The organism is Paenibacillus sp. FSL R7-0333 (assembly GCF_038000365.1).
In the GTDB taxonomy this organism is placed as follows: domain Bacteria; phylum Bacillota; class Bacilli; order Paenibacillales; family Paenibacillaceae; genus Paenibacillus_AQ; species Paenibacillus_AQ silagei.
The window spans coordinates 5968758-5988403 of sequence record NZ_JBBOBZ010000001.1 but is presented as its reverse complement, the minus strand read 5'-3'; the positions used below and the strand labels follow the sequence as shown (position 1 = coordinate 5988403).

Below are 19646 nucleotides of genomic sequence, written 5' to 3'. Positions count from 1 at the left end.
GCCTCTTAGCGGAGGCCGGGATGGTTTATGAAACGGGATTAGAATACCTGAACGACTTCTTCCACGCCTTCTACTTCTTCAATCAGGGCGCGTTCGATCCCGGCTTTCAGCGTGATCGTGGAGCTTGGGCAACTGCCGCATGCACCCATAAGCTTCAGCTTAACGATGCCGTCTTCAACATCAATCAGTTCCACGTCACCGCCATCGCGCTGCAGGAACGGACGAAGTTTATCAAGGACTTCCAGTACTTCATCGTACATGGTTGCGCTTTGTACATTCTCACTCATTTCTCAATCACTCCTTTCGTATGTTTATTATAGTACAAAAAGTTAAAAAATAAAATGGTTAAGGCAGAATAGGGAGATCATCATGAGACCAATTATTGAATTCTGTGCCAGCAACATCGGCCACGGCACTGAACCGCTCAAGCTTAAGCTGGAGCAAAACCCTGAATATGATGTAGTGGAGTACGGCTGTCTGAACAACTGCGGAGAGTGTTATCTCCAGCCGTTCGCCATGGTTGACGGGGAGATCATTGAGGCTGATTCCCCCGCTGCTCTGGAAGAGGCCATAGAAGCCGCTATACGAGAGGCAGAGGCCTGGGACAACCTGGAGATAGACTAAGCCGCCTGGATTCAAGCCGGGATTCTTTAGCCGAAATGGCGTTTGGACATCCACAGGACGCCGCTCTTCAGCAGGCGCGGAACCCGGCCCATGACGGAGCGGCGGCCCATCAGGCCGAAGCCGGCATTTTTACCGAGTGAACCGAGGGTTCCCTTCAGCTTAATCTTATTCAGCTTCGGGGTTTCCCCCCGCCATAACGCCTGTAATATCTGTCCCACCTGCTCGCCCTGGGCACCCGCCGCCTGTGCACTGGGCGCGAAGGGCAGGCTGGCACAGTCCCCGATCACATAGACCTCCGGATATTCAGCGATATTGTAATATTCCCCCACAATGAGCCTGCCTCCACGGTCCTTCGGAAGCTCCAGCTGCTGCACGACCTTCACGGGTTGAATACCGGCAGTCCATACCGTCACATCCGCCGGAATAGCTTGGGTGCCATTGAAGATGGCATCCTTCTCGACATGAGAGACCGACACCCCGCCAATCGTCTCCACTTGATGCTCACTGAACCATTCCTCGACATACCTGGACAGCTTGGCCGGAAAAGAAGATAAAATACGTTCTCCCCGGTCCATCAGAGAGATATTCAGATCCGGCCGGCTCTCCCGCAGCTCAGAGGCAATCTCTACGCCGCTCAGTCCCCCGCCGACAATATTGACGGTTCCATAAGGCTTCACATCGTTCAGCCGGCGGTAAGTTTCCCGGGTTCCGGCGAAGCTCTGAATACTGCAGGTGTATTCCTCGGCACCCGGAATGTTATGGTAATTATCCGTACAGCCGAGGGCAATCGCCAGGATATCATAGGCTACCGGCTCCCCGGAATCGAGCAGGACCAGCCTGCTCTCCAGATCAATGGAACCCACCTGCCCGTAACGTACGGTCAGGCGGGGGTGTACCGGGAATTGAATCCGCAGATGGTAATCGGTGGCGGTGCCTGCGGCCAGTGCATAATATTCGGTCTTGATCCCCTGATACGGCATCCGGTCCACCAGGATGATTTCCACATCAGGAGGAAGATGATTATCCAGCAGTTGCTGAATGAGGGCAAGACCGCCGTAGCCGCCGCCCAAGACAAGTAGGGTTCTCATGCCAACTGATCTTCCTTTCGGGTACATAATGGACAAGGCAGTTCTGTGTTCACTGGCTGAGGTAAGCTTGTTCTTTTCTTATTCGTATACCTTGATCTCGTTATAGAAGGTATCCCGTTCTACAGGAATCCGTCCTGCGCCCTTCACGAGCCAGATCAGCTCATCCCGGGTCAAGCCCTCCGGTGTCAGCGCGCCGGCAGCGTGGCTGATCCGTTCCTTCAGGATCGTTCCGTGCACATCGGAAGCGCCGAAGTTCAGGGCAACCTGGGTCAACTGGGGCCCGATATTAATGAAGTAGGCCTTGATATGATCGAAATTGTCCAGCATCAGGCGGCTGACGGCAATGGTCTTCAGATCCTCATTTGCGGAGTTGCGGCGCATAATGCCTGCATTCTTGTTCTTAGGCTGCATGGACAGCGGAATGAATACCATGAAACCGCCGGTCTCGTCCTGCAGGTCACGAATTTGCAGCATATGGCGGATGCGGTCTTCGCGGGACTCAATCGACCCGTACAGCATCGTGGTATGGGTCTTCATGCCAAGGTGATGGGCGGTGCGGTGCACCTCGAGATATTCCTCGACATTGGCTTTGTCGACGCGCATTTTTTTGCGGTACTGGTCAGACAGAATCTCTGCCCCTCCTCCGGTAAGGGTCTTCAGTCCGGCGGCGCGCAGCTGCTCCAGCACTTCACGGATACTAAGTCCGCTGATGCGGGTGAAGAAGTCGATTTCTGCCGCTGTATAGGCCTTGAGAGTCACTTCGGGGAAATGCTCGTTCAGAGCCTGCAGCGAATCAACATAGTACTGGAAGGGCACATTATCATTATGCCCGCCTACAATATGGAACTCGCGCACGCCGGGATGAATATGCTGCTGTACATACTCCACCATCTCCTGGCCGGAGAGGGTGTAGGCCCCTTCTTCGCCTTCATCCTTGCGGAAATTGCAAAAGGCACAGCGGGATTCGCAGACATTGGTGAAATATAGACTCATGTTCTCGATAAAATAGACTTTATTCCCGTTCTTTCGCAGATTGACCTCATTAGCCAGCTGTCCGATCGTTAAGAGATCGTTACTCTCATATAAATAAACGCCGTCTTCCAAATTCAATCGTTCTCCGCCGCGAACCTTCTCAATGATGTTCGCCATCCGGGCATCTGTGTGGGGTGTAATAAGGGTAGACATATAAGTTCCTCCTGAAGGTTGGCGAGGCAATTGCATCGCATAATCGTGTACCTGAGAATATCCGGCAACAGCCGGCATTATAAATAGAGGTTAACTGCAACCCCCGTGACAATTTTTCGAAAATTTATCGCTTTTCTCATTATAAACTTCTCCCGTAGGGTGAGCAACCGCCAGAAGCGGCAGGTCTTCCGGGACAAATCGCTTACCTTCGCCCGGTTTACGACTTGAGGGCAGAAGAATAGTGGAGTATACTGATTGAAAGAGCCGTTGAAAATGATATACATCATACTCATTATTTTCTCAAGCAAGGCATTGATTTCATTACGTACAGCCTGAAGGCTGCTTGATTCTAATACAATGATACTCAAGGAGGTTGTTATTATGATTAACATAAGTGAGACAGCGGCAGGCCAAATTAAGGCTATGCTTGCAGAGCAGGAAGTGCCGGATATGTTTCTCCGTCTGGGCGTAACCGCCGGGGGCTGCAGCGGATTCTCCTACGCTATGGGCTTCGATGATACCGAGACTGAGCAGGACATCTACATGGACGTTGCAGGTCTGAAGGTGGTCGTCAGCAAAGACGATATCCGTTACCTCAATGGCCTGGAGATCGACTTCGAGGAATCCGGCATGACCGGCGGCTTCACCATCAATAATCCCAACGCCAGCGCCACCTGTGGCTGTGGCTCCTCGTTCCGTACGAAGGAAGAAGCGGGGAATCCTGCGGCGGAGCCTTGCTAAGCTTGTGAATGCTGAATTATTGATAAGGTAAGCGTGGATTGCGGCTTTCTAGACCTCTTAATTGTGTATGGTGCAAACTGTACTTATTAGAAACCCACATGGCCATACACAACAAAGAGCCGCAGATCCTAGACACAGGATTCTGCGGCTTTTTGTCGGGGAGTCGATTATGGAGAAATGAGATAAAGTCCAGTAAGACCTAAATCAGAAAATGTTGACCACAACGCCTCGTATACTTTATAGGTGCCTGCTTTAATACCGCTCGCCAAGTCCTGGTCTATTGTTAGCGATCCTGTATGGGTTCCTGCCAGTTTGAAAGTCCAGCCAGAAAGATTATTGTTATAAGCATAATTAGTTAATACTGGCCCGCCGCTATCCCCTCCTACTGAGGTGTAGCCAGAGGCAAGGACTTCGTTAGTGTTATAGCCATAACCATCTGAGCCCCACCAAATATCAACATTTGAATATTTGATCGTGCCAGAAGTCGTTGCTCCACTATTTGCGCCCCTCATGTAGATTGTATCCCCAACCGTATCGGTTACGTAGGTACCAGTTATCATAGCCATATTGGTTGAAGAAGGGTACGGTACCCGTGCCCATGGTGAAAATCCAGAATTTAAAGTAATATATCCGGAATCGGAAGCCCCTGCCGAACCGTCACCGGGAGATGTAGTCCTGAATGTGAAATCCCCTATCGAATTCGTGTCCCATGTCGGCTGATACCATGCACTAACCGTACCTACTGTTTGGCAATGACCAGAAGTCACCATTACATCTTTATCAGCAGCATTTACGCCAAAATATCCGTTTGTACAGCTACCCATGGCCAATGCGTTTGGTATCGTTGGGTGTGGACGGTAATTGCCACCGATTTTTGCGCCCATGGGTATGGTGGAGCCCCAATGTGTATCATCGGATTCCGTTTTAAATGCGGAGGCGGGCAATGCTGAGTAGACAAGCATATCTGATTCTGATTTTTCAAGGAACAGTGATGAAACGGCTTGCTTCGATTGAGTGCTGGATTTTTCGTCTAAGGCGATAATAAGCTTATTGTTCATTGTATCCGGTATGAGCGCAAGTACTGTTCCCGGTTTGACTGTTTTTTTGATTTTTTCTTTCGCTTCAGTAATATCCGACCACGAGTATTTTGTTACTTCAAATTTTATTTTATCTCCGTTTTTTGAGGTTTTTCTTATTAATGCCTTCAAAGATTCCGAATCTTCCGTGATCTGAACGGTTACCATTCCGGTATCCGCATCGTAATAGTGGCCCGAGAAACGGGAGGGATCATTTTCAATTAGTTTCTTAATGGTCGGTAAGTCTGCTTTCACCCGCTGTTTCTCGACATAATCGGCAAGAACTTTGCTGTTCTTTAATTGTTCTGGAGGAGTGCTCAATTCTATCGGATACGGAATCTCGTTCAATTCATTTTGTTTTTGCGTGGCAGCCTGGATTTCGGAGATTGTTCCGAAAAAAGCCTTTGCTTCAGCATTAGAGCTTCCTTCTGCATGTACAGAAGTGATTGAACTGCAAAGGAGTAAAGCTGCCAGGAAAACAGGGAGTATATACTTTCTTACAAACATTCCTCATCAACATCCCTTCGTATTGAAATGGGGTGATTGGGAAATGTGGCAAAGCGGACGGTAGATAATGACTCGATTCTCCCTTCCTTTTAATTTTGCGCTCTGCAACAACTCCCGGATTGTAGCCGATGCAGATCAAGTTGCAGTTCACTCTCCTATATGGGGCTACTGAATATATAACGATGGTTTAAGGCGAAACCTGACATCTCTTTTTAAAATTCATACCCATTTTAGCGAAACAAAACCATCTGTCGTGACGTCAATTAGGTTGGAGGTGTTTATGTTGAACAAGCTGATTGTTCTCCTTTTGATGGCCGTAATTTTGTATCATTCTTCGGAACCGAATGAATCCATAGCTGCCAAGGCGAGTCCCACGCCATCTGCCTCAGAAAACGTGAAAAGTGAACCTTTTTCAGTTCAGATCTCTATTCCGAAGCAGGTGAAAGCAAATCAGGAATTTGTTATTTCTGCTGAGTTGAAAAATGAAACTGGACGGGATCTGGAGATTACAACGGGAAGCACGGCATTTTACTATGTTGTACGGGACAGTAACGGCAAGGTGATTAATTCGATTGCAAGAAAAGATATTGGACTTACAACTTCAATGCCGAAGGGGGCTGTCATTTCAGAAAAATCTCAATACCGGATTAAAAAACCGGGCACCTACGAGATTTCCGCAATTGCAGAATTTTCGGTTAAAGGCGGAGGAAAGAATGAGGTCTACAAAATAGAAACGGCTCGAAAGTCTATTCAGGTAAGCGACTAAAGGCAAGCTCATGGTCCTCGATAGCCCTCTCCACAGTAAATAAAGCGCCGCCCCGCCTTGGGAGCATCGGCGCTTTTCTTTATGTGCAAAACATCCGTTTAACTACGGAAATGAGCTGATTTTTTTGGGAACCTTGATTTTATGAAAATAGACTCAAGCGCTCATCGTTGATCTTAAGGGAGACCGCAAGGTCTAGGCCAAGGGTTTGCCGTTTATCCTGGCCGAATATATATCCACCAATGTAACATTGGGTACTTTCTTCTAAAAATAACTGAATTTAATTCTGTGATATAAGCTGTCGAAGATGATTTCTAGCTCTTTGCAATCTCTTTAAGGTAGCGGATTCCGTTATGTCCACGATTGCGCCAATTTCCTTGCAACTTTTCCCATCCAAATAAAACATTTCTACCATTGTACGGTGGTTATTTTGTAATTCTCCGATGGCATCATACAATTCCTCATGCAGCCATTTTTTTTCTAATACCGTTTCTACAGAAAAGCCATTTGAAGTTTCATAAAGAGGAATGAGGGCGTTAAAAATTTCAGCTTCTTTATTTGCCTTCCTTATAAAATCAATTGCGGTAGTATAAGCAACACGTTTGATCCAAGCAGGAATATTCCGCATGGATTGTAGCTGTGGTGCTCTTGATGAAATTTTTAAAAAGCTTTCATGAATCAGATCTTCAGTAAGTGAGTGATCGGGAAGTAGGGCATATAGATAGGGATAAATAAAAATACGATATCTTTTGTAGATGCTCTCCTGTTGGTCTTTTTCCAATTCCTCATACGGCCTGCACAATAAATCAAACCAATTCTTCTCCATCATTGGTACACTCCTCCCAATTTTGTGTTGAAGGGTTCTTTTCATGCCAGGATTTAGTGGAAAATATTATCAACTTTAACATATCCATTATACCTGACACCAAATAAATATGGTAGAAAAGGTAAAGATTTGTAAACTTTAATCGTAATATAGAAAGGAGCTTCTTTAAGAGGTTTTATTTGCTTAATGCATAGATGAAATGAATTTTCTTCTGAAGTAGGTTTTGGGTATTTAATATTTTTTTATTTGGTATTTTTTTATAAAAAAGTGTCTTTTGGAGATAAAAAAACGCACACCTCCAATGCTGTATAGGTAATACTAAAAATAAGGAGGTGTAGGTGTGAATGCCACCTGTGGCTCTTCTTTTCACAAAAAGAAAGGTATTGGGGAATTCGGTCAGGAGGTTGTTTAGTGTTGAATTAAACCATCATATGTTAAAATATGGTGATGGAATAATTAATGGAGCTATGAGGAGGGTAAAAATGATACGAATGCCATTTGAACGCCCAACAGAGCATTATGATGAACGGATTATTGATATCGATCAAGAAATTTGCTCTTTGATCAAGAAGAGAAAGGAAGTCTCGGATAATAATCCAGGATTTCCTCCGTTTGAGTATATTTCTAAATGGTCAGAGGAACTTGGGCTTTATGAAGGATTCTTGATGTCGTTATTTGGAAGTATGATGAATGAAAAACAATTTAAACCAATGATCGAACCAGCCGGATTTAGACAACACATTGCAATTCTGAAATCAGTCGTGAAAGGGGAGTGTTTCTATACTCTAACGTCCTTACGACAATACAGTAATGCAAGTGTATTAACACTAAATATAGATTGGGACGATGAGCCGAAAATGGACTCCAATTCTCATCAGCATAGCCATTACGAACTATATATTAATGACCAATATGATTGCCGAATGATTAATGGTGGAAGCAGATCAGATCATGCATCATATAAATATGTAGTCTCTCCACCCTTACCTGATGAGATTTCAGGAATTCAATTTAGGTTCAAAGAATACAGTCACCCGTTCAAGATGGGTGAGGCAAGTGATGAGATAGTATTTGAACTTTAGTAAGGTGAATAGCCCTCCACACCTATTAGGTGTAGGAGGGTTATTTATTTGTCCAATTCGTGCCGATTATTAATTCCCCTATAAAACATACTTGACTAGTGGGTATAATAGGATTATAGTATGAAAAAAGCTTGATTGCACCGAGAGATTTTCAACAGATACTTTCATTTTATCTTGAATCTCTCTTATCTTTAATAATTGTATACAATTATACAGTTAACAATATTACCGTTAAAGCGACCCGCAAACTGATAGCGAGGAGCCATAAATTCTATGGAAATGCGTTCACGAAGATTGTCGAAGGATAATACCTACTATTCACTTAAGCAAAAAATAATAGATAGCGAGCTGGAGCCGGATCAGGCGGTTAACGAAGAGAGCCTGGCGGCACTGCTCGGGGTCAGCCGGACTCCGTTACGAGAAGCGATTCAGCGGCTGGAGAATGAGGATTTCCTGGTGCGCCAGCCCAACGGCAGGCTACGGGTAGCTCCCTTAACGATCAAGGAGGTCGAAGAGATCTTCCAGATCCGCAGCATGCTTGAAGGCCATATCGCCAGAAGCGCTGCCAGAAACGCTACCATCAAGGATATTCAGCGGTTAACGCTGATTCTGGAGAAGCTGAAGCAATCCTTCCAGATGGGGGATCAGCAGGATGTGGTATCCTATGGCTTCGAATTCCATGATTACTTGTGGGAGATCAGCGGGCTGAAGACTTTTGAGAAGGTGCTGAACCAGCTAAGAGACCGTTCCCTCCGGTATTGCCGTTATGTCTCTCTGCACGGGGACTGGAATACGCAGGCGGATGAGGAGCATCTTGTGATTCTGCAGAGGATCATAGCCAGGGATGAAGAGGGGGCGGAGCGGGCAATGCGGGAGCATATCTTAAGCAGCCTCGCGACTGCGCTGGAGCGGATTAGAGGAATTGAACATACGTAAAATGAAGGGGGAAGAACAAGCCTATGAGACCACAGCATGAGACGGAAGAAGCACTGGCAGCCCGGCTGACCGAAGTGCGGAGGAACCTGCACCGTGAACCTGAGCTTAGCAATGAAGAGTTCAGAACGACAGAGAAGCTACGCGGGTGGCTGAGTGAAGCGGGGATACGGGTGCTGGACCTTCCTCTGAAGACCGGCCTGATCGCAGAGGTGGGGCAGGGTGACGGCAGCATAGTAGCGATCCGTTGCGATATCGATGCCCTGCCGATTGAGGAGCAGACAGGGCTGCCTTATGCCTCCACCATTCCGGGAAAAATGCACGCTTGCGGCCATGACTTCCACACCGCTGTGATCCTGGGCGCGGCCAGCCTGCTGAAGCAGCGTGAGCATGAACTGCCGGGCAAGGTCAGAATCCTGTTCCAGCCGGCTGAAGAGACGGGGCACGGTGCGGAGGATGTACTGGCATCCGGCGGGCTAAGCGGGGTAGAGGCCATCTTCGGATTACATAATTCACCGGACCTGCCTAACGGGGCGTTCGGTACCAGAACGGGAGCTTTAACGGCTGGGGTGGACCGCTTTGAGATTACGGTGCAAGGGGTCGGCGCTCATGCTGCTACACCGGAGAAAGGGGTAGACACCATTGTTACCGCCGCTCAGATCATTACGATGCTGCAAACCGTAGTCAGCCGCCTGAATAACACGCAGGAGCCGGTCGTGCTCAGTGTGACCCGGATCAACGGGGGCTTCACCTGGAATGTGCTGCCGGAGAAGGTGGAGCTGGAAGGTACAGTACGTACGTATAACGAAGAGATCCGCATCAGCATCCCGGCCCAAATGACGCGGATCATAGAAGGGATTGCAGCCGCAGCCGGAGCAGAGGCGAAGCTGCACTGGTATCCCGGCCCGCCCGCTACGGTCAATCACGGAGCATGGACAGACTTCACCAAAGAGGTCGCGGCACAATCAGGCTATGAGGTACACGATATTCCGCCGCAGATGGGCGGAGAGGATTTCGCCTATTATTTGCAGCAGATCCCGGGTGCTTTTGTGAATATCGGCACCGGCCCGAACCATGCGCTGCATCATCCCCGCTTCGATGTCGATGAGGCGGCCATCCTGCCGGCAGCCAAGTATTTCGCTCTCCTGGCAGAAGAGGCGCTGGCGAAGCTGAAGCAGCAGCCTTGAATCCTGAATCCTAAATTTACCAGATGATTGAGGGGAACAACTATGATTGAACTACGGAATGTGTACAAGACGTTCACCCGCAAAGAGGTGAAGATTGAAGCGCTCAAGGGGATCAGCCTGAAGGTGGAAAAGGGCGATATCTTCGGAGTCATCGGCTACAGCGGAGCCGGAAAAAGCACGTTAATCCGACTGGTCAATTACCTGGAACGTCCGTCTGAGGGCCAGGTGCTGGTGGACGGGTACGATCTGGGCGCGTACAGCGACAAAGAGCTGCGGGCAGCCAAGAAAAACATCGGCATGATTTTTCAGCATTTTAATCTGCTGGAGTCCAAAAAGGTGTTCGACAATGTGGCGATTCCACTCATCCTGCTGAAAAAGAGCAAGGCGGATATCCGCAAGCGGGTGGAAGAGCTGCTCGAATTCGTCGGGCTAAGCGACAAGGCTGGAAGCTATCCGAGCGAGCTGTCAGGCGGACAGAAGCAGCGGGTCGGGATTGCCCGGGCACTTGCCTCGAACCCTTCGATACTATTGTGCGATGAAGCCACTTCCGCTCTGGACCCGCAGACGACACAGTCCATCCTGCAGCTGCTCAAGCGGATCAACGCGGAATACAACATCACAGTGATGATCATCACGCATGAGATGTCGGTGATTCAGGAGATCTGCAACAAGGTAGCCGTAATGGAAGAGGGACGGATTATCGAGCAGGGCAGCGTGCTGGATGTGTTCGGAGCACCGAAGCATCTGACAACGCAGAATTTCGTCAAGACGGTCATTCAGAACAGCATGACTACAAGCGTCCGCAGAACTCTGAAGACTGAGCAGGGGAGCCGGGTGTATAAGCTGAATTTTGCCGGGGAGAGCGCTTCTGAGCCTGTGCTGTACGAGATTATCCGTACCTACGGGGTCAAGGTCAACATTCTGTTTGCGAATACGACAGAGATTCAAGAGACGACGCTCGGTACGATTATCGTACAGCTGCAAGGTGATCCGGTACAGATGGAAGCAGCCTTGAATTATATGAAGCAGCATGAGGTCCGCATAGAGGAGGTGAAGTCCTATGTTCTCGACATCGATCACAAGTGAGCAATTCCTGAAGGCGATTATTGAAACGATTCAGATGGTGGGGGTGTCGCTGTTCATCGGCTCGCTGCTGGGTATTCCGCTGGGCATCCTGCTGGTCATTACCCGTCCGGGCGGCGTGCTGGAGAGCAAGTGGCTGTATACCTTACTGAATCCCTTAATTAATGTCATTCGTTCGGTTCCGTTTATCATTCTGTTGTTTGCCATTATTCCGCTAACAAGAGCAATTGTTCACACGTCGATTGGGACCAGTGCCGCAATTGTTCCGCTGATTATCTATATCGCCCCCTATATCGCACGGCTGGTGGAGAATTCGCTGCTGGAGGTGAATCCGGGCATTCTCGAAGCTGCGGAAGCAATGGGAGCTACGCCGTTACAAGTCATATGGTACTTCCTGCTGCCGGAAGCGGTGGGCTCGTTAATTCTCTCCCTGACCACAGCGACGATCGGGCTGATCGGGGCGACGGCAATGGCCGGGGCAGTAGGCGGCGGAGGGGTAGGAGACTTGGCAATCGTGTATGGTTATCAGCGTTTTGACGAGGTGGTCATGTTCGCGACGGTCATTATTCTGATCATTCTGGTGCAGGGTATTCAGTCCCTGGGCAATACATTGGCGCGCAAGATTCGCCGTTACTAGAGATTACGAGACAAAGGGGATAGGCAGATGAGTGTATGGAGCAAGCAGGAGCGTTTTCAGGCTATCTTATCCGGGGAACTTGCCGACCGGCCGATGATCAGCGGATGGCGCCACTTTATTGACAAGGAGCAGAATGCGGAGGACTTGGCGTCGTCTACGATTTCTTTTACAGAGAAATATGATTGGGACTGGGTGAAAATCAACCCGAGAGCTACCTATCTGGCGGAAGCCTGGGGAAATGAGTATAACTTCGCAGATTACCGGACGGTATTTCCGAGACAGCTGACTACGGCCGTTCCGGCAGCCGAGAATCTCTGGGATCTTGAGGTAAAAAAAGCCGCACAAACTCCTTCGCTGCTGGAGCATCTGGAGGCGGTAAGGAAGATTCGCCAGGGCTTGCCGGATACGCCGCTGATTCAGACGGTCTTCTCCCCGCTCACGGTATTGCTGTTCATCGTAGGACGTTCTGCTTATGTTACGGAGACCGTATTCGGGATCGAGCAGCCGGTGACGCTGGATTCGCTCTTCAAGGAACACCGTGCTGCCGCGCATCATGCCCTGCATGCGATTGCCTTAACCCTGGCCGATTATGTGCAGGAGCTGCGGCAGGCGGGATCAGATGGTCTGTTCTATGCGGTGACAGGCACAGCCCACCCCGGATTATTCGATGAAGCGATGTTCGATGAGCTGTCCAGACCCTATGATTCTATCGTTCTGGAGGCGGCGGGCTATGGCAAGAATATTTTACATACCTGCGGTGCTCATGCCCAGCCTGCGAAATTCAATGATTACCGGATTGACGGGATCAGCTGGGATACGGTAGCCGAAGGCAATCCCGGGCTGGACGCCGATCTTAAGGCTACGAAGGTGGGCGGAGTGGATCACGGGCTGTTTGCCGGAAATGATCTGGATCAGATTGAACAGCAGGCTAAGGAAGCTTTGGCCAAGATGAAGGGTCAGCCGTTTATTCTGTCGCCCAATTGCGCCATTCCGCTGACGGTTACAGACGAGGCATTAGTGCATTTTAAAAACACAGTATTAGGATAGGGGATGAGAGTGATGAGAAAATTACTGGCGGTTCTACTGATTAGTTCGATGGCGGTGCTGGCGGCTTGCGGTAACAATAAGGAAGCGGCAAGCTCCGGAGACAAGAAGGAAATCACAGTCGGATTCGGTGTAGGTACGTATGAGGAGCAGTTCCGGCAATCCATTCTCCCGATCCTGGAAGGAAAAGGGTATACTGTAGATATCAAAACCTTCTCGCAGAATATGCAGGTCAACCCGGCCATGAAGGAAGGCTCGATTGACGCGAGTATCTTCCAGAGTACGGCCTATATGGATGCGATCAATAAGGAAATCGGTGCCGATATGGTGGGGATTGCCTATGTTCCGGGCGCTCCGCAGGGGCTGTATTCCGTTAATCACACGACGCTTGACGATGTGAAGGACGACACTACCGTCGCGATTCCGAACGACCCGGTGAATCAGGAGCGCGCGCTGCGGATTCTGGAGGAGCTGGGTTGGGTCAAGATCAAAGAGGGCGCCGGGGTAGCGGACTTCAATGTGAACAGCGTGGAGCCGGACAAGTTCAAGATTGACCTGAAGGTGCTGGACCCGGCGCAGATTCTGGTCTCGCTGCAGGATGTTGACTATGGTGTGGTGAACGGGAATTATATCGCTAACGCTCCCGACCGCAAGATTACAGATGCGCTGAAGATTGAGAATACGCCTATGCAGCATAGAATCATCGTATCGGTGAACAAGAAGGACCAGGATACCCAGTGGGCCAAGGACCTGAAGGCTGCCTATGAATCCAAGGAGTTCGAAGAATACATCCTGGGACAGGAGAAATATGCCGGGTTCATTCTGCCGGAGGCCTGGGCCAATAACTAACCTAATCAGGGAGTGAGTGGAAGTGTCAAAAGGCAAGATTCATTTCATTGGCGGCGGGCAGATGGCGGAAGCGATCATCCGGGCCTGCCTCGCAGGCGGTACGCTGGCAGCCGGGCAGATTAGTGTGTCGGATATTAATGAGGGACGGCTGGAGCTTCTAAAAACCAAATATAACGTAGACATGAAGTGCGCGCAGCAAGAGGCCCTCTCCGGCGCAGAGCTGATCGTCATCGCTGTCCGCCCGCAGGATGATCTGGCTGCACTTGGAGCACAGGTCCGCGAGTATGCTGCACCGTCTGCGGTCATTGTATCGATTGTGGCCGGGGTGACGATTGCTCAGCTCGGAGATTATTTCGGAGCGAAGCGCCCGATTGTCCGGGTGATTCCGAATACCTTGACCGATACCGGTTACGGATACAGTGGTGTAGCCCTGAATGCAGCCGCTTCGCTGGAGCAGGTGGAAGCATTCCTGATGGGCTTCGGCAAGGTGCAGGTTCTGGAGGAATCCTATATTGATATCTTCACAGGCTTCGGGGTAGCCGGACCGAACTATATCTATTATTTCATTGAGTCGTTCACGGATGCCGGAGTTCTTGCCGGACTGCCGCGGGAGCAAGCCTGGAAGGTGGCGCTGGAGAATATGCTGGGAGCGGTGGCTATGCTGCAGCAGACCGGACTGCACCCAAGACAACTGCTGGACATCAACAACTCGCCTGGCGGCGTCGGTATGCACGGCTTGTATGAGCTGAACAACAGTGATTTCGCTGCCGGATTACAGCGGAGTGTCTTGGCCGCGGTGAAGCGGACCACGGAGCTGGGAGTGAAGAAGTAATGGCCGTACTGAAATGGGATCACCTTGTACATTATGTGAATGATCTGGACCAGCCGGTTCAGCTCTTCACGGAGCATGGACTAAAAGCTTTTCGGGGCGGATCGCATAAGGATTGGGGAACGTATAACGCCTTGAGCTATTTCGGGCTCACCTACCTGGAGTTCCTCGGGATTGAGAACCTGGAGCTGGCACGTGCGACCAAGCATAACGTGGTGGTGAGAGATGCCGTCACGCTTTTGCCGGAGCATGAAGTGCTTAGCCGGGTGGTGCTGCGCACGGATGATATTGAAGCTGTTGAGGCAACGCTGAGGCAAGCGGGTTTGTTATTGTCGCCGGTCATTGACGGCCGCCGTCTGGATGATCAGGGCCGGTTGATCGAATGGCGGATGATGACCATTGACGGTGACTTCCAGGGACTGCCCTATCCGTTCATTATTCAGTGGAACGAGAGGGATGAGCAGCGGCTGGCTAGTCTGAACAGTGCGGGAATCAACCGTCCTCACCCTGCAGGCCAGGTGGAGGTCGTCAGTGCAGGCTTCCGGGTCAGCGATCCGGCCGCTGCCGCCAGCCACTGGAGTGAACTGTTTGGTCTTCCGGTGAGCGCACCTGCGGATGGTTCGGATGGCAGCTACAGCCTTAAGGCCGGAGATCAGACGTTTGAATTCACGCCAGGGGAGGAGAATCGGCTCAGCCGGATCGTGTTCCGCACGGACTCCCCTCAGCTGAAGGGACAGATGCTGACTGTTGGCGAAGGCGAGTACGTGTTTGAATAAATGCAGGACAAGCTTAGGGGACAGGCTGTTGCCGCAATTAGCGGTAGCGGGCCTGTCCTGTTTTGTGTTAAAGTGTGACACAAGAATGGAGTAAGGGAATATATGGAGAATGGAGGCAGCGGATGCAGAAGCTATTTGAGTATAACTGGCAAGTGCGCCAGGATTGGTTCAACTGGTGCAGCGGGGTGGACAGGGACGAATTGATGAAGCCGCGTACCGGGGGCTTAGGCTATATCCTGCCCACGTTGTATCACATTGTAGCGGTTGAATACGGCTGGATCTGCGGCGGCATTCAGGAGAGAGTCATTGAAATTCCAGCATTCGGGGAAATCGCCAGCCTGGAGCTTGTGCAGGATTTCTCCGCCCGCTGCCATGCGGAGCTGGCTCCGTTTGTCTACCGCTGGTCGGATGAGCTGGAAGACCGGATTATGGTTGATATTACGGATGAAGGGGAACGCGAGCCCCACCCCTACGGGGAAGTGATGCGGCATGTGATCGCCCATGAGATCCATCATATCGGCCAGCTCTCGGTATGGGCGCGGGAGATCGGCAAGCCGCCGGTGACAGCTAATTTGATTGGCAGAGGGTTGTTCGACAAATAGAAGCGTAAGGAGGCCACAGAGATATGGAATTTGAGACCAGACGTCTGATCATCAGAGAGTTCACTCCAGAGGATATAGGGCAGGTACATGAGTATGCGTCCGATCCGGCTGTAGTGGCACATTCAATATGGGGTCCCAATTCACTGGAGGATACCCGCGAATATATCCGCCATACGCTGGAATTGCAGCAGGAGGAGCCGCGCCAGGGCTTCGAGTACGCGGTGGTTCTGAAGGAGAACGGGCGGCTGATCGGCGGCTGCGGCCTGCACATTACCGGAGCAGGCCAAGGGGAGATCGGCTACTGCTTCAACCGGTTATACTGGGGACAGGGCTATGCGAGCGAGGCTGCTGCTGTGCTGCTGGACTTGGGCTTCGATGAACTTAGACTGCACCGCATCTATGCCACCTGCCGTCCTGAGAATATCGGCTCCGCGCGTGTAATGCAGAAGATCGGGATGATCTACGAGGGTCATCTGCGGGGACATATGTACCATAAAGAGAAGTGGATGGACTCCTATCAATATTCGATTCTGGAGGAGGAGTATAAGGGGCTGCACCGTTGACAGCGTCGCAGTATATTGCATTCATTGTTTTTCGCTAATGGCGACTAATGCGACTGGAAATCTTCAACTCTAATTGCATTTTATACAATAGATTTCACTTTAGTTCACACTAAAATGCAATCTGCTGTATTTGATACATTTGATTTCTGGATTTTTGCTTGGGAATGCCTAATTACTGAAATTCTACTGTACAAAGTGCAATAGATTGTCTTTTTGGGTGAATTTCAGAGGTATCTATTGTAGGAAATACAACAGAACCAAAAACAGAAAAAATCCAGCAAAAAAGGGGGGCAATAGCCATGAAATGGCAGCACTGCCCCCGCAGACAGTAAAGAGCGCCTGCCTGAACGGCTGGGCGCTCTTTACTGTTATTTGATTGGCGGTTACAGCTGCATTCCCGCCACTTCATTAATTCTCGCCGCTTCTTCCGGGTCAGCAGCGATCAGCTTCTGATAGACCGCCTGATCCTGGGCGCTCTGCATCCGCTGCTGAACTGCCAGCAACCACCGGGCAAGCTCGCGGTTAACAGGGCTGCTGTAGTCCTCACTAAGGCCTTGCTTCAGTGTGGCTTCTGCGGCCTGCATATCCTGGGACATATACTGGAGCTTACCAGTATTCAGCAGCAGCTCCGGTGTGACAGTGACATCCTGCTGCTGTGCTTCCCGGTCTGCAATAGCGTAAGTATAAGCATCCAAGCCAGTTTTGAAATACCGTTGCTTGTTAAGGGTCTCCTGGTCCCTGATCTCCAGCTTCCCCTCAGCCGCAGCTTCCTGCGAACGTTTCAGGGCTGCGGCTCCCAGCTCCTGGGACCGGGCAATCACTCCGCTGTACCAGGCGGTCGTCCACAGGCTTCCGCTGTCCGTCAGATCCTCGTAACCGCCCGCAAAGCCCTGCTTCAGTGCAGCGGCTGCGTCCTCCTGGTCTCCAGACAGGTGCTGTACTCTCGCAATGCTCAGACCTATCGTAGGTGTGACGAAGAATTCACGGCCCTGAAGCTGCTCAGGAGGGAGGCTTTTCAGATGCGCTATACCGTCCGTTACATGTCTGTAGGCAGCAAGTGCGGAAGCGAAATACGTCTGTTGCCCGGCTTCATCCTGCTTGGAGTAAGCTTGCTGTCCAAGGAGGGAGGACCGGCTGATCAGACCGGCATACCAGTTAATATCCCACATGAACTTGTCCGCGTTGTCCAGATAGATCTGATAGGCCGCATCGCTCTCGCCCTTCAGATCATAGTAGCTGGCGAGCTGGGTCAGCAGCTCTTTGTTGGACGGCTCATCCTTCAGCGCACGGGTCAATACCGCATAGGCCTCGTCCAGGAACTGCTCGTTCTTGGTCTGCTCATACACCTTCTGATCCAGCAGGTACAGGTACACAGCGGATTCCGGGTGGTATGGGCGGATGTTGAGTGCTTTTACGAAAGGGGCCTTGATCTCCTCATAGGACTGGCTCACTTGGATCAGCTTCTTGCCTGCACTGGCTTCAGAGCTTGAACGAATGTAACTCAGAGACAGGAAGAGCAGATAGGCCGTGCCGATTCCGAGTACTGTGAAATAACCCGCTCTGATCCACAGCTTGTTCCACTGAAGACGGAGCGGCTTGCTCTCCATGGCCACGGCCATTCCCCCCAGAGCGAGGAATACGAGCATACCCATGAAGGCAAAACTGAGGTTGAAGTCCAGCAGGCTGTGAACGAGAATCGACAAGGCGATAATAAGATAGAAGAATCCGTTGCTATAGTCATCGGTCTCCCGTCTCAGGTACTGTCTGCTGAATTTGTAGAAGATAAACAGGATGAAGCCCATGAACACCAGGAAGCCTACAATGCCCACCTCAATCAGATATTGCAGGAAGAAGTTATGCACCTGGCGGCTCAAGTAAGGGTTGTTCTGATAATGCTCATAGAGTGTGGCCCAGCCGCCGCCGCCCGCGCCCAGTACCGGGTAATCCTTGACTACCTTCATGGCATCCTCGTAAAAGGTAAAACGCTCCAGGACACTGTGCTGCCTGAAGTTGATATTCTCCAGCCGTGTTCCGATATTCTCCGGGAGAATATTACGCGCGCTGGTGCCGATGAACAGGAAGGCGATGATCGCGACGCCAGCCACAGACACGGCTGGAATCCACAATCCGCTCATGCGGCGTGATTCTAGTCTGTCAAGCTTGCGGCTCAGATAAGGTGCCAGGTAACGCTGAACCAAGAAGCAGAGCACAGCCGCACAAGCGGATGCTCCCAGCAGATATCCCCAGCCCTTAAGGGCAGCAGACGAGTTGAACTCCGCATTCAGCTCCAGGCCGAGCCGTGTGACCGGGCTTGTGATCAGAAGGGAGCATAGGCCGGCAATGGCGAGATGGGCAATCCACAAAATCTGCTGCACCGGCTTCAAGAAGAGCAGCAGGAGGATGAACACTACCGGCAGCAGCACGAGTCCGCCACGGGATAAGGTAAGCAGCAGCGAGACGATGATTGGCACCAGCATGAAGCCGTGCAACAGCTGTCCGGCCCATTTGCGGGAGCGGATCAGCGCGAAGACGGCCACGAACAGAAACGCCATCAGGAAGGCTGCATATGTATTGGCATACTGGAAAATGGAGGTCAGGCGGAGCCCGTTCGAGTCGGTCATTACCGCTTCGCTATACCTGCCGCTATATACAGTCTTCGAGAACCAGCCCACCAGACTGCCAGCCAGCTTCCAGCTTCCGAGCCAGTTGAGCAGTCCAAAGCCTACGATCAGGTAAGCGAGGGTAAGCACACCATGCTGGACGGCGGAATTGAGCCGCTTGTGCCGGAGCAGAAGGATGCTGATGATGAAGACTGCGGCATAGGTGAACTGGGTGAACAGCATGTTCATCGCCATATACCGGGAAGCAGCGCCGAATAGCGACAGCGCATAGGTTAAGGGAAGCAGGAGGGCCGCTACGGTAAGCAGATCACGCTGTCCCTCCAGCCGGAAGGATCTGAAATACAGGACGGCAGCGGCCAGCAGGAGCAGGCAGCTTAATAAGGCGGCAACATAAATGGGCTTCTCGAAATCCGCCGTCATTCCGTTGAACAATCCGATCTGAAAAGCGGCCCAGCCAAAAAACAGCAGGAACGCAGCGCAAAGCATCCAAGCTGCCCCTGAAAGCTTGTCCGTAGCTTTGACAGAAGCCGCCTGTTTTCCGTACACAGGTTTCGACACGATAGAATCTCCTTTTTCAAAATAGTAGGTCTTCCAATTTATTGTACATACATATTACGGATATAAAGTGAA

The 19646-nt window shown here is 50.7% G+C and carries 20 protein-coding genes; 14 read left to right on the top strand and 6 right to left on the bottom strand.

Annotated features, from left to right (window positions below; translation table 11 throughout):
• Nucleotides 1–38: 38 nt before the first annotated feature.
• On the bottom strand, nucleotides 39–287 hold the full coding sequence (locus MKY86_RS25305; RefSeq protein ID WP_036701687.1) for a NifU family protein: 249 nt from the start codon (nucleotides 285–287) through the stop codon (nucleotides 39–41).
• Between the two features lie 82 nt (nucleotides 288–369).
• On the opposite strand from MKY86_RS25305, the gene MKY86_RS25300 reads away from it, so the two are divergent.
• Complete coding sequence (locus MKY86_RS25300; protein WP_063829082.1) at nucleotides 370–624, top strand: YuzB family protein; 255 nt, start codon at nucleotides 370–372, stop codon at nucleotides 622–624.
• 26 nt (nucleotides 625–650) lie between these two features.
• Here MKY86_RS25300 and MKY86_RS25295 read toward each other — a convergent pair whose 3' ends face one another.
• Nucleotides 651–1712 (bottom strand): NAD(P)/FAD-dependent oxidoreductase, encoded by a 1062-nt coding sequence (locus MKY86_RS25295; protein WP_036722010.1) that lies wholly within the window; start codon nucleotides 1710–1712, stop codon nucleotides 651–653.
• Nucleotides 1713–1790: 78 nt separating this feature from the next.
• Nucleotides 1791–2897: an aminofutalosine synthase MqnE gene (gene mqnE / locus MKY86_RS25290; protein WP_036722008.1), complete on the bottom strand. Its 1107-nt coding sequence runs from the start codon at nucleotides 2895–2897 to the stop codon at nucleotides 1791–1793.
• Between the two features lie 381 nt (nucleotides 2898–3278).
• Here mqnE and MKY86_RS25285 point away from each other — a divergent pair, with 381 nt between their 5' ends.
• Nucleotides 3279–3638, top strand: a complete 360-nt coding sequence (locus MKY86_RS25285) for a HesB/IscA family protein (RefSeq protein ID WP_076081607.1) — start codon at nucleotides 3279–3281, stop codon at nucleotides 3636–3638.
• A 167-nt stretch (nucleotides 3639–3805) separates the two neighbouring features.
• Here MKY86_RS25285 and MKY86_RS25280 read toward each other — a convergent pair whose 3' ends face one another.
• The gene (locus MKY86_RS25280) at nucleotides 3806–5221 is read right to left on the bottom strand and encodes a hypothetical protein (protein WP_076081609.1); all 1416 of its coding nucleotides are present in this window, start codon (nucleotides 5219–5221) and stop codon (nucleotides 3806–3808) included.
• 280 nt (nucleotides 5222–5501) lie between these two features.
• Here MKY86_RS25280 and MKY86_RS25275 point away from each other — a divergent pair, with 280 nt between their 5' ends.
• Entirely contained in the window at nucleotides 5502–5987 is a 486-nt protein-coding gene (locus MKY86_RS25275) for a hypothetical protein (protein WP_076081611.1), read from the top strand.
• Nucleotides 5988–6264: 277 nt separating this feature from the next.
• Here MKY86_RS25275 and MKY86_RS25270 read toward each other — a convergent pair whose 3' ends face one another.
• Nucleotides 6265–6813: an RNA polymerase sigma factor gene (locus MKY86_RS25270; protein WP_076081613.1), complete on the bottom strand. Its 549-nt coding sequence runs from the start codon at nucleotides 6811–6813 to the stop codon at nucleotides 6265–6267.
• A 341-nt stretch (nucleotides 6814–7154) separates the two neighbouring features.
• Here MKY86_RS25270 and MKY86_RS25265 point away from each other — a divergent pair, with 341 nt between their 5' ends.
• From MKY86_RS25265 to MKY86_RS25215, 11 genes are all read left to right on the top strand, one after another.
• Nucleotides 7155–7892: a hypothetical protein gene (locus tag MKY86_RS25265; protein ID WP_340827569.1), complete on the top strand. Its 738-nt coding sequence runs from the start codon at nucleotides 7155–7157 to the stop codon at nucleotides 7890–7892.
• Nucleotides 7893–8165: 273 nt separating this feature from the next.
• Nucleotides 8166–8828 carry a GntR family transcriptional regulator gene (locus MKY86_RS25260; RefSeq protein ID WP_076081615.1) on the top strand — a complete coding sequence of 221 codons (663 nt, stop codon included), beginning with the start codon at nucleotides 8166–8168 and terminating at the stop codon, nucleotides 8826–8828.
• A gap of 23 nt (nucleotides 8829–8851) precedes the next feature.
• Nucleotides 8852–10012 carry an amidohydrolase gene (locus tag MKY86_RS25255; RefSeq protein WP_076081617.1) on the top strand — a complete coding sequence of 387 codons (1161 nt, stop codon included), beginning with the start codon at nucleotides 8852–8854 and terminating at the stop codon, nucleotides 10010–10012.
• 42 nt (nucleotides 10013–10054) lie between these two features.
• Nucleotides 10055–11098, top strand: a complete 1044-nt coding sequence (locus tag MKY86_RS25250; RefSeq protein ID WP_076081620.1) for a methionine ABC transporter ATP-binding protein — start codon at nucleotides 10055–10057, stop codon at nucleotides 11096–11098.
• Nucleotides 11073–11732, top strand: a complete 660-nt coding sequence (locus MKY86_RS25245) for a methionine ABC transporter permease (RefSeq protein ID WP_076081622.1) — start codon at nucleotides 11073–11075, stop codon at nucleotides 11730–11732. Before MKY86_RS25250 ends, MKY86_RS25245 begins: the two co-directional genes overlap by 26 nt.
• A 27-nt stretch (nucleotides 11733–11759) precedes the next feature.
• Complete coding sequence (locus MKY86_RS25240; RefSeq protein WP_076081624.1) at nucleotides 11760–12779, top strand: uroporphyrinogen decarboxylase family protein; 1020 nt, start codon at nucleotides 11760–11762, stop codon at nucleotides 12777–12779.
• A gap of 12 nt (nucleotides 12780–12791) precedes the next feature.
• Nucleotides 12792–13625, top strand: coding sequence for a MetQ/NlpA family ABC transporter substrate-binding protein (locus tag MKY86_RS25235; RefSeq protein WP_076081627.1), 834 nt, complete (start codon nucleotides 12792–12794; stop codon nucleotides 13623–13625).
• A gap of 22 nt (nucleotides 13626–13647) precedes the next feature.
• Nucleotides 13648–14457 carry a pyrroline-5-carboxylate reductase gene (proC, locus tag MKY86_RS25230; protein WP_076081629.1) on the top strand — a complete coding sequence of 270 codons (810 nt, stop codon included), beginning with the start codon at nucleotides 13648–13650 and terminating at the stop codon, nucleotides 14455–14457.
• Nucleotides 14457–15230 (top strand): VOC family protein, encoded by a 774-nt coding sequence (locus tag MKY86_RS25225; protein WP_076081631.1) that lies wholly within the window; start codon nucleotides 14457–14459, stop codon nucleotides 15228–15230. Before proC ends, MKY86_RS25225 begins: the two co-directional genes overlap by 1 nt.
• A 122-nt stretch (nucleotides 15231–15352) precedes the next feature.
• A complete protein-coding gene (locus MKY86_RS25220) occupies nucleotides 15353–15832 on the top strand; it encodes a DinB family protein (protein WP_076081633.1) in 480 nt (159 codons plus the stop codon).
• Nucleotides 15833–15855: 23 nt separating this feature from the next.
• Entirely contained in the window at nucleotides 15856–16395 is a 540-nt protein-coding gene (locus MKY86_RS25215; protein ID WP_076081635.1) for a GNAT family N-acetyltransferase, read from the top strand.
• Nucleotides 16396–16778: 383 nt separating this feature from the next.
• On the opposite strand, the gene MKY86_RS25210 is transcribed toward MKY86_RS25215, so the two are convergent.
• Nucleotides 16779–19574: an O-antigen ligase family protein gene (locus MKY86_RS25210; protein WP_076081637.1), complete on the bottom strand. Its 2796-nt coding sequence runs from the start codon at nucleotides 19572–19574 to the stop codon at nucleotides 16779–16781.
• Nucleotides 19575–19646: the final 72 nt, after the last annotated feature.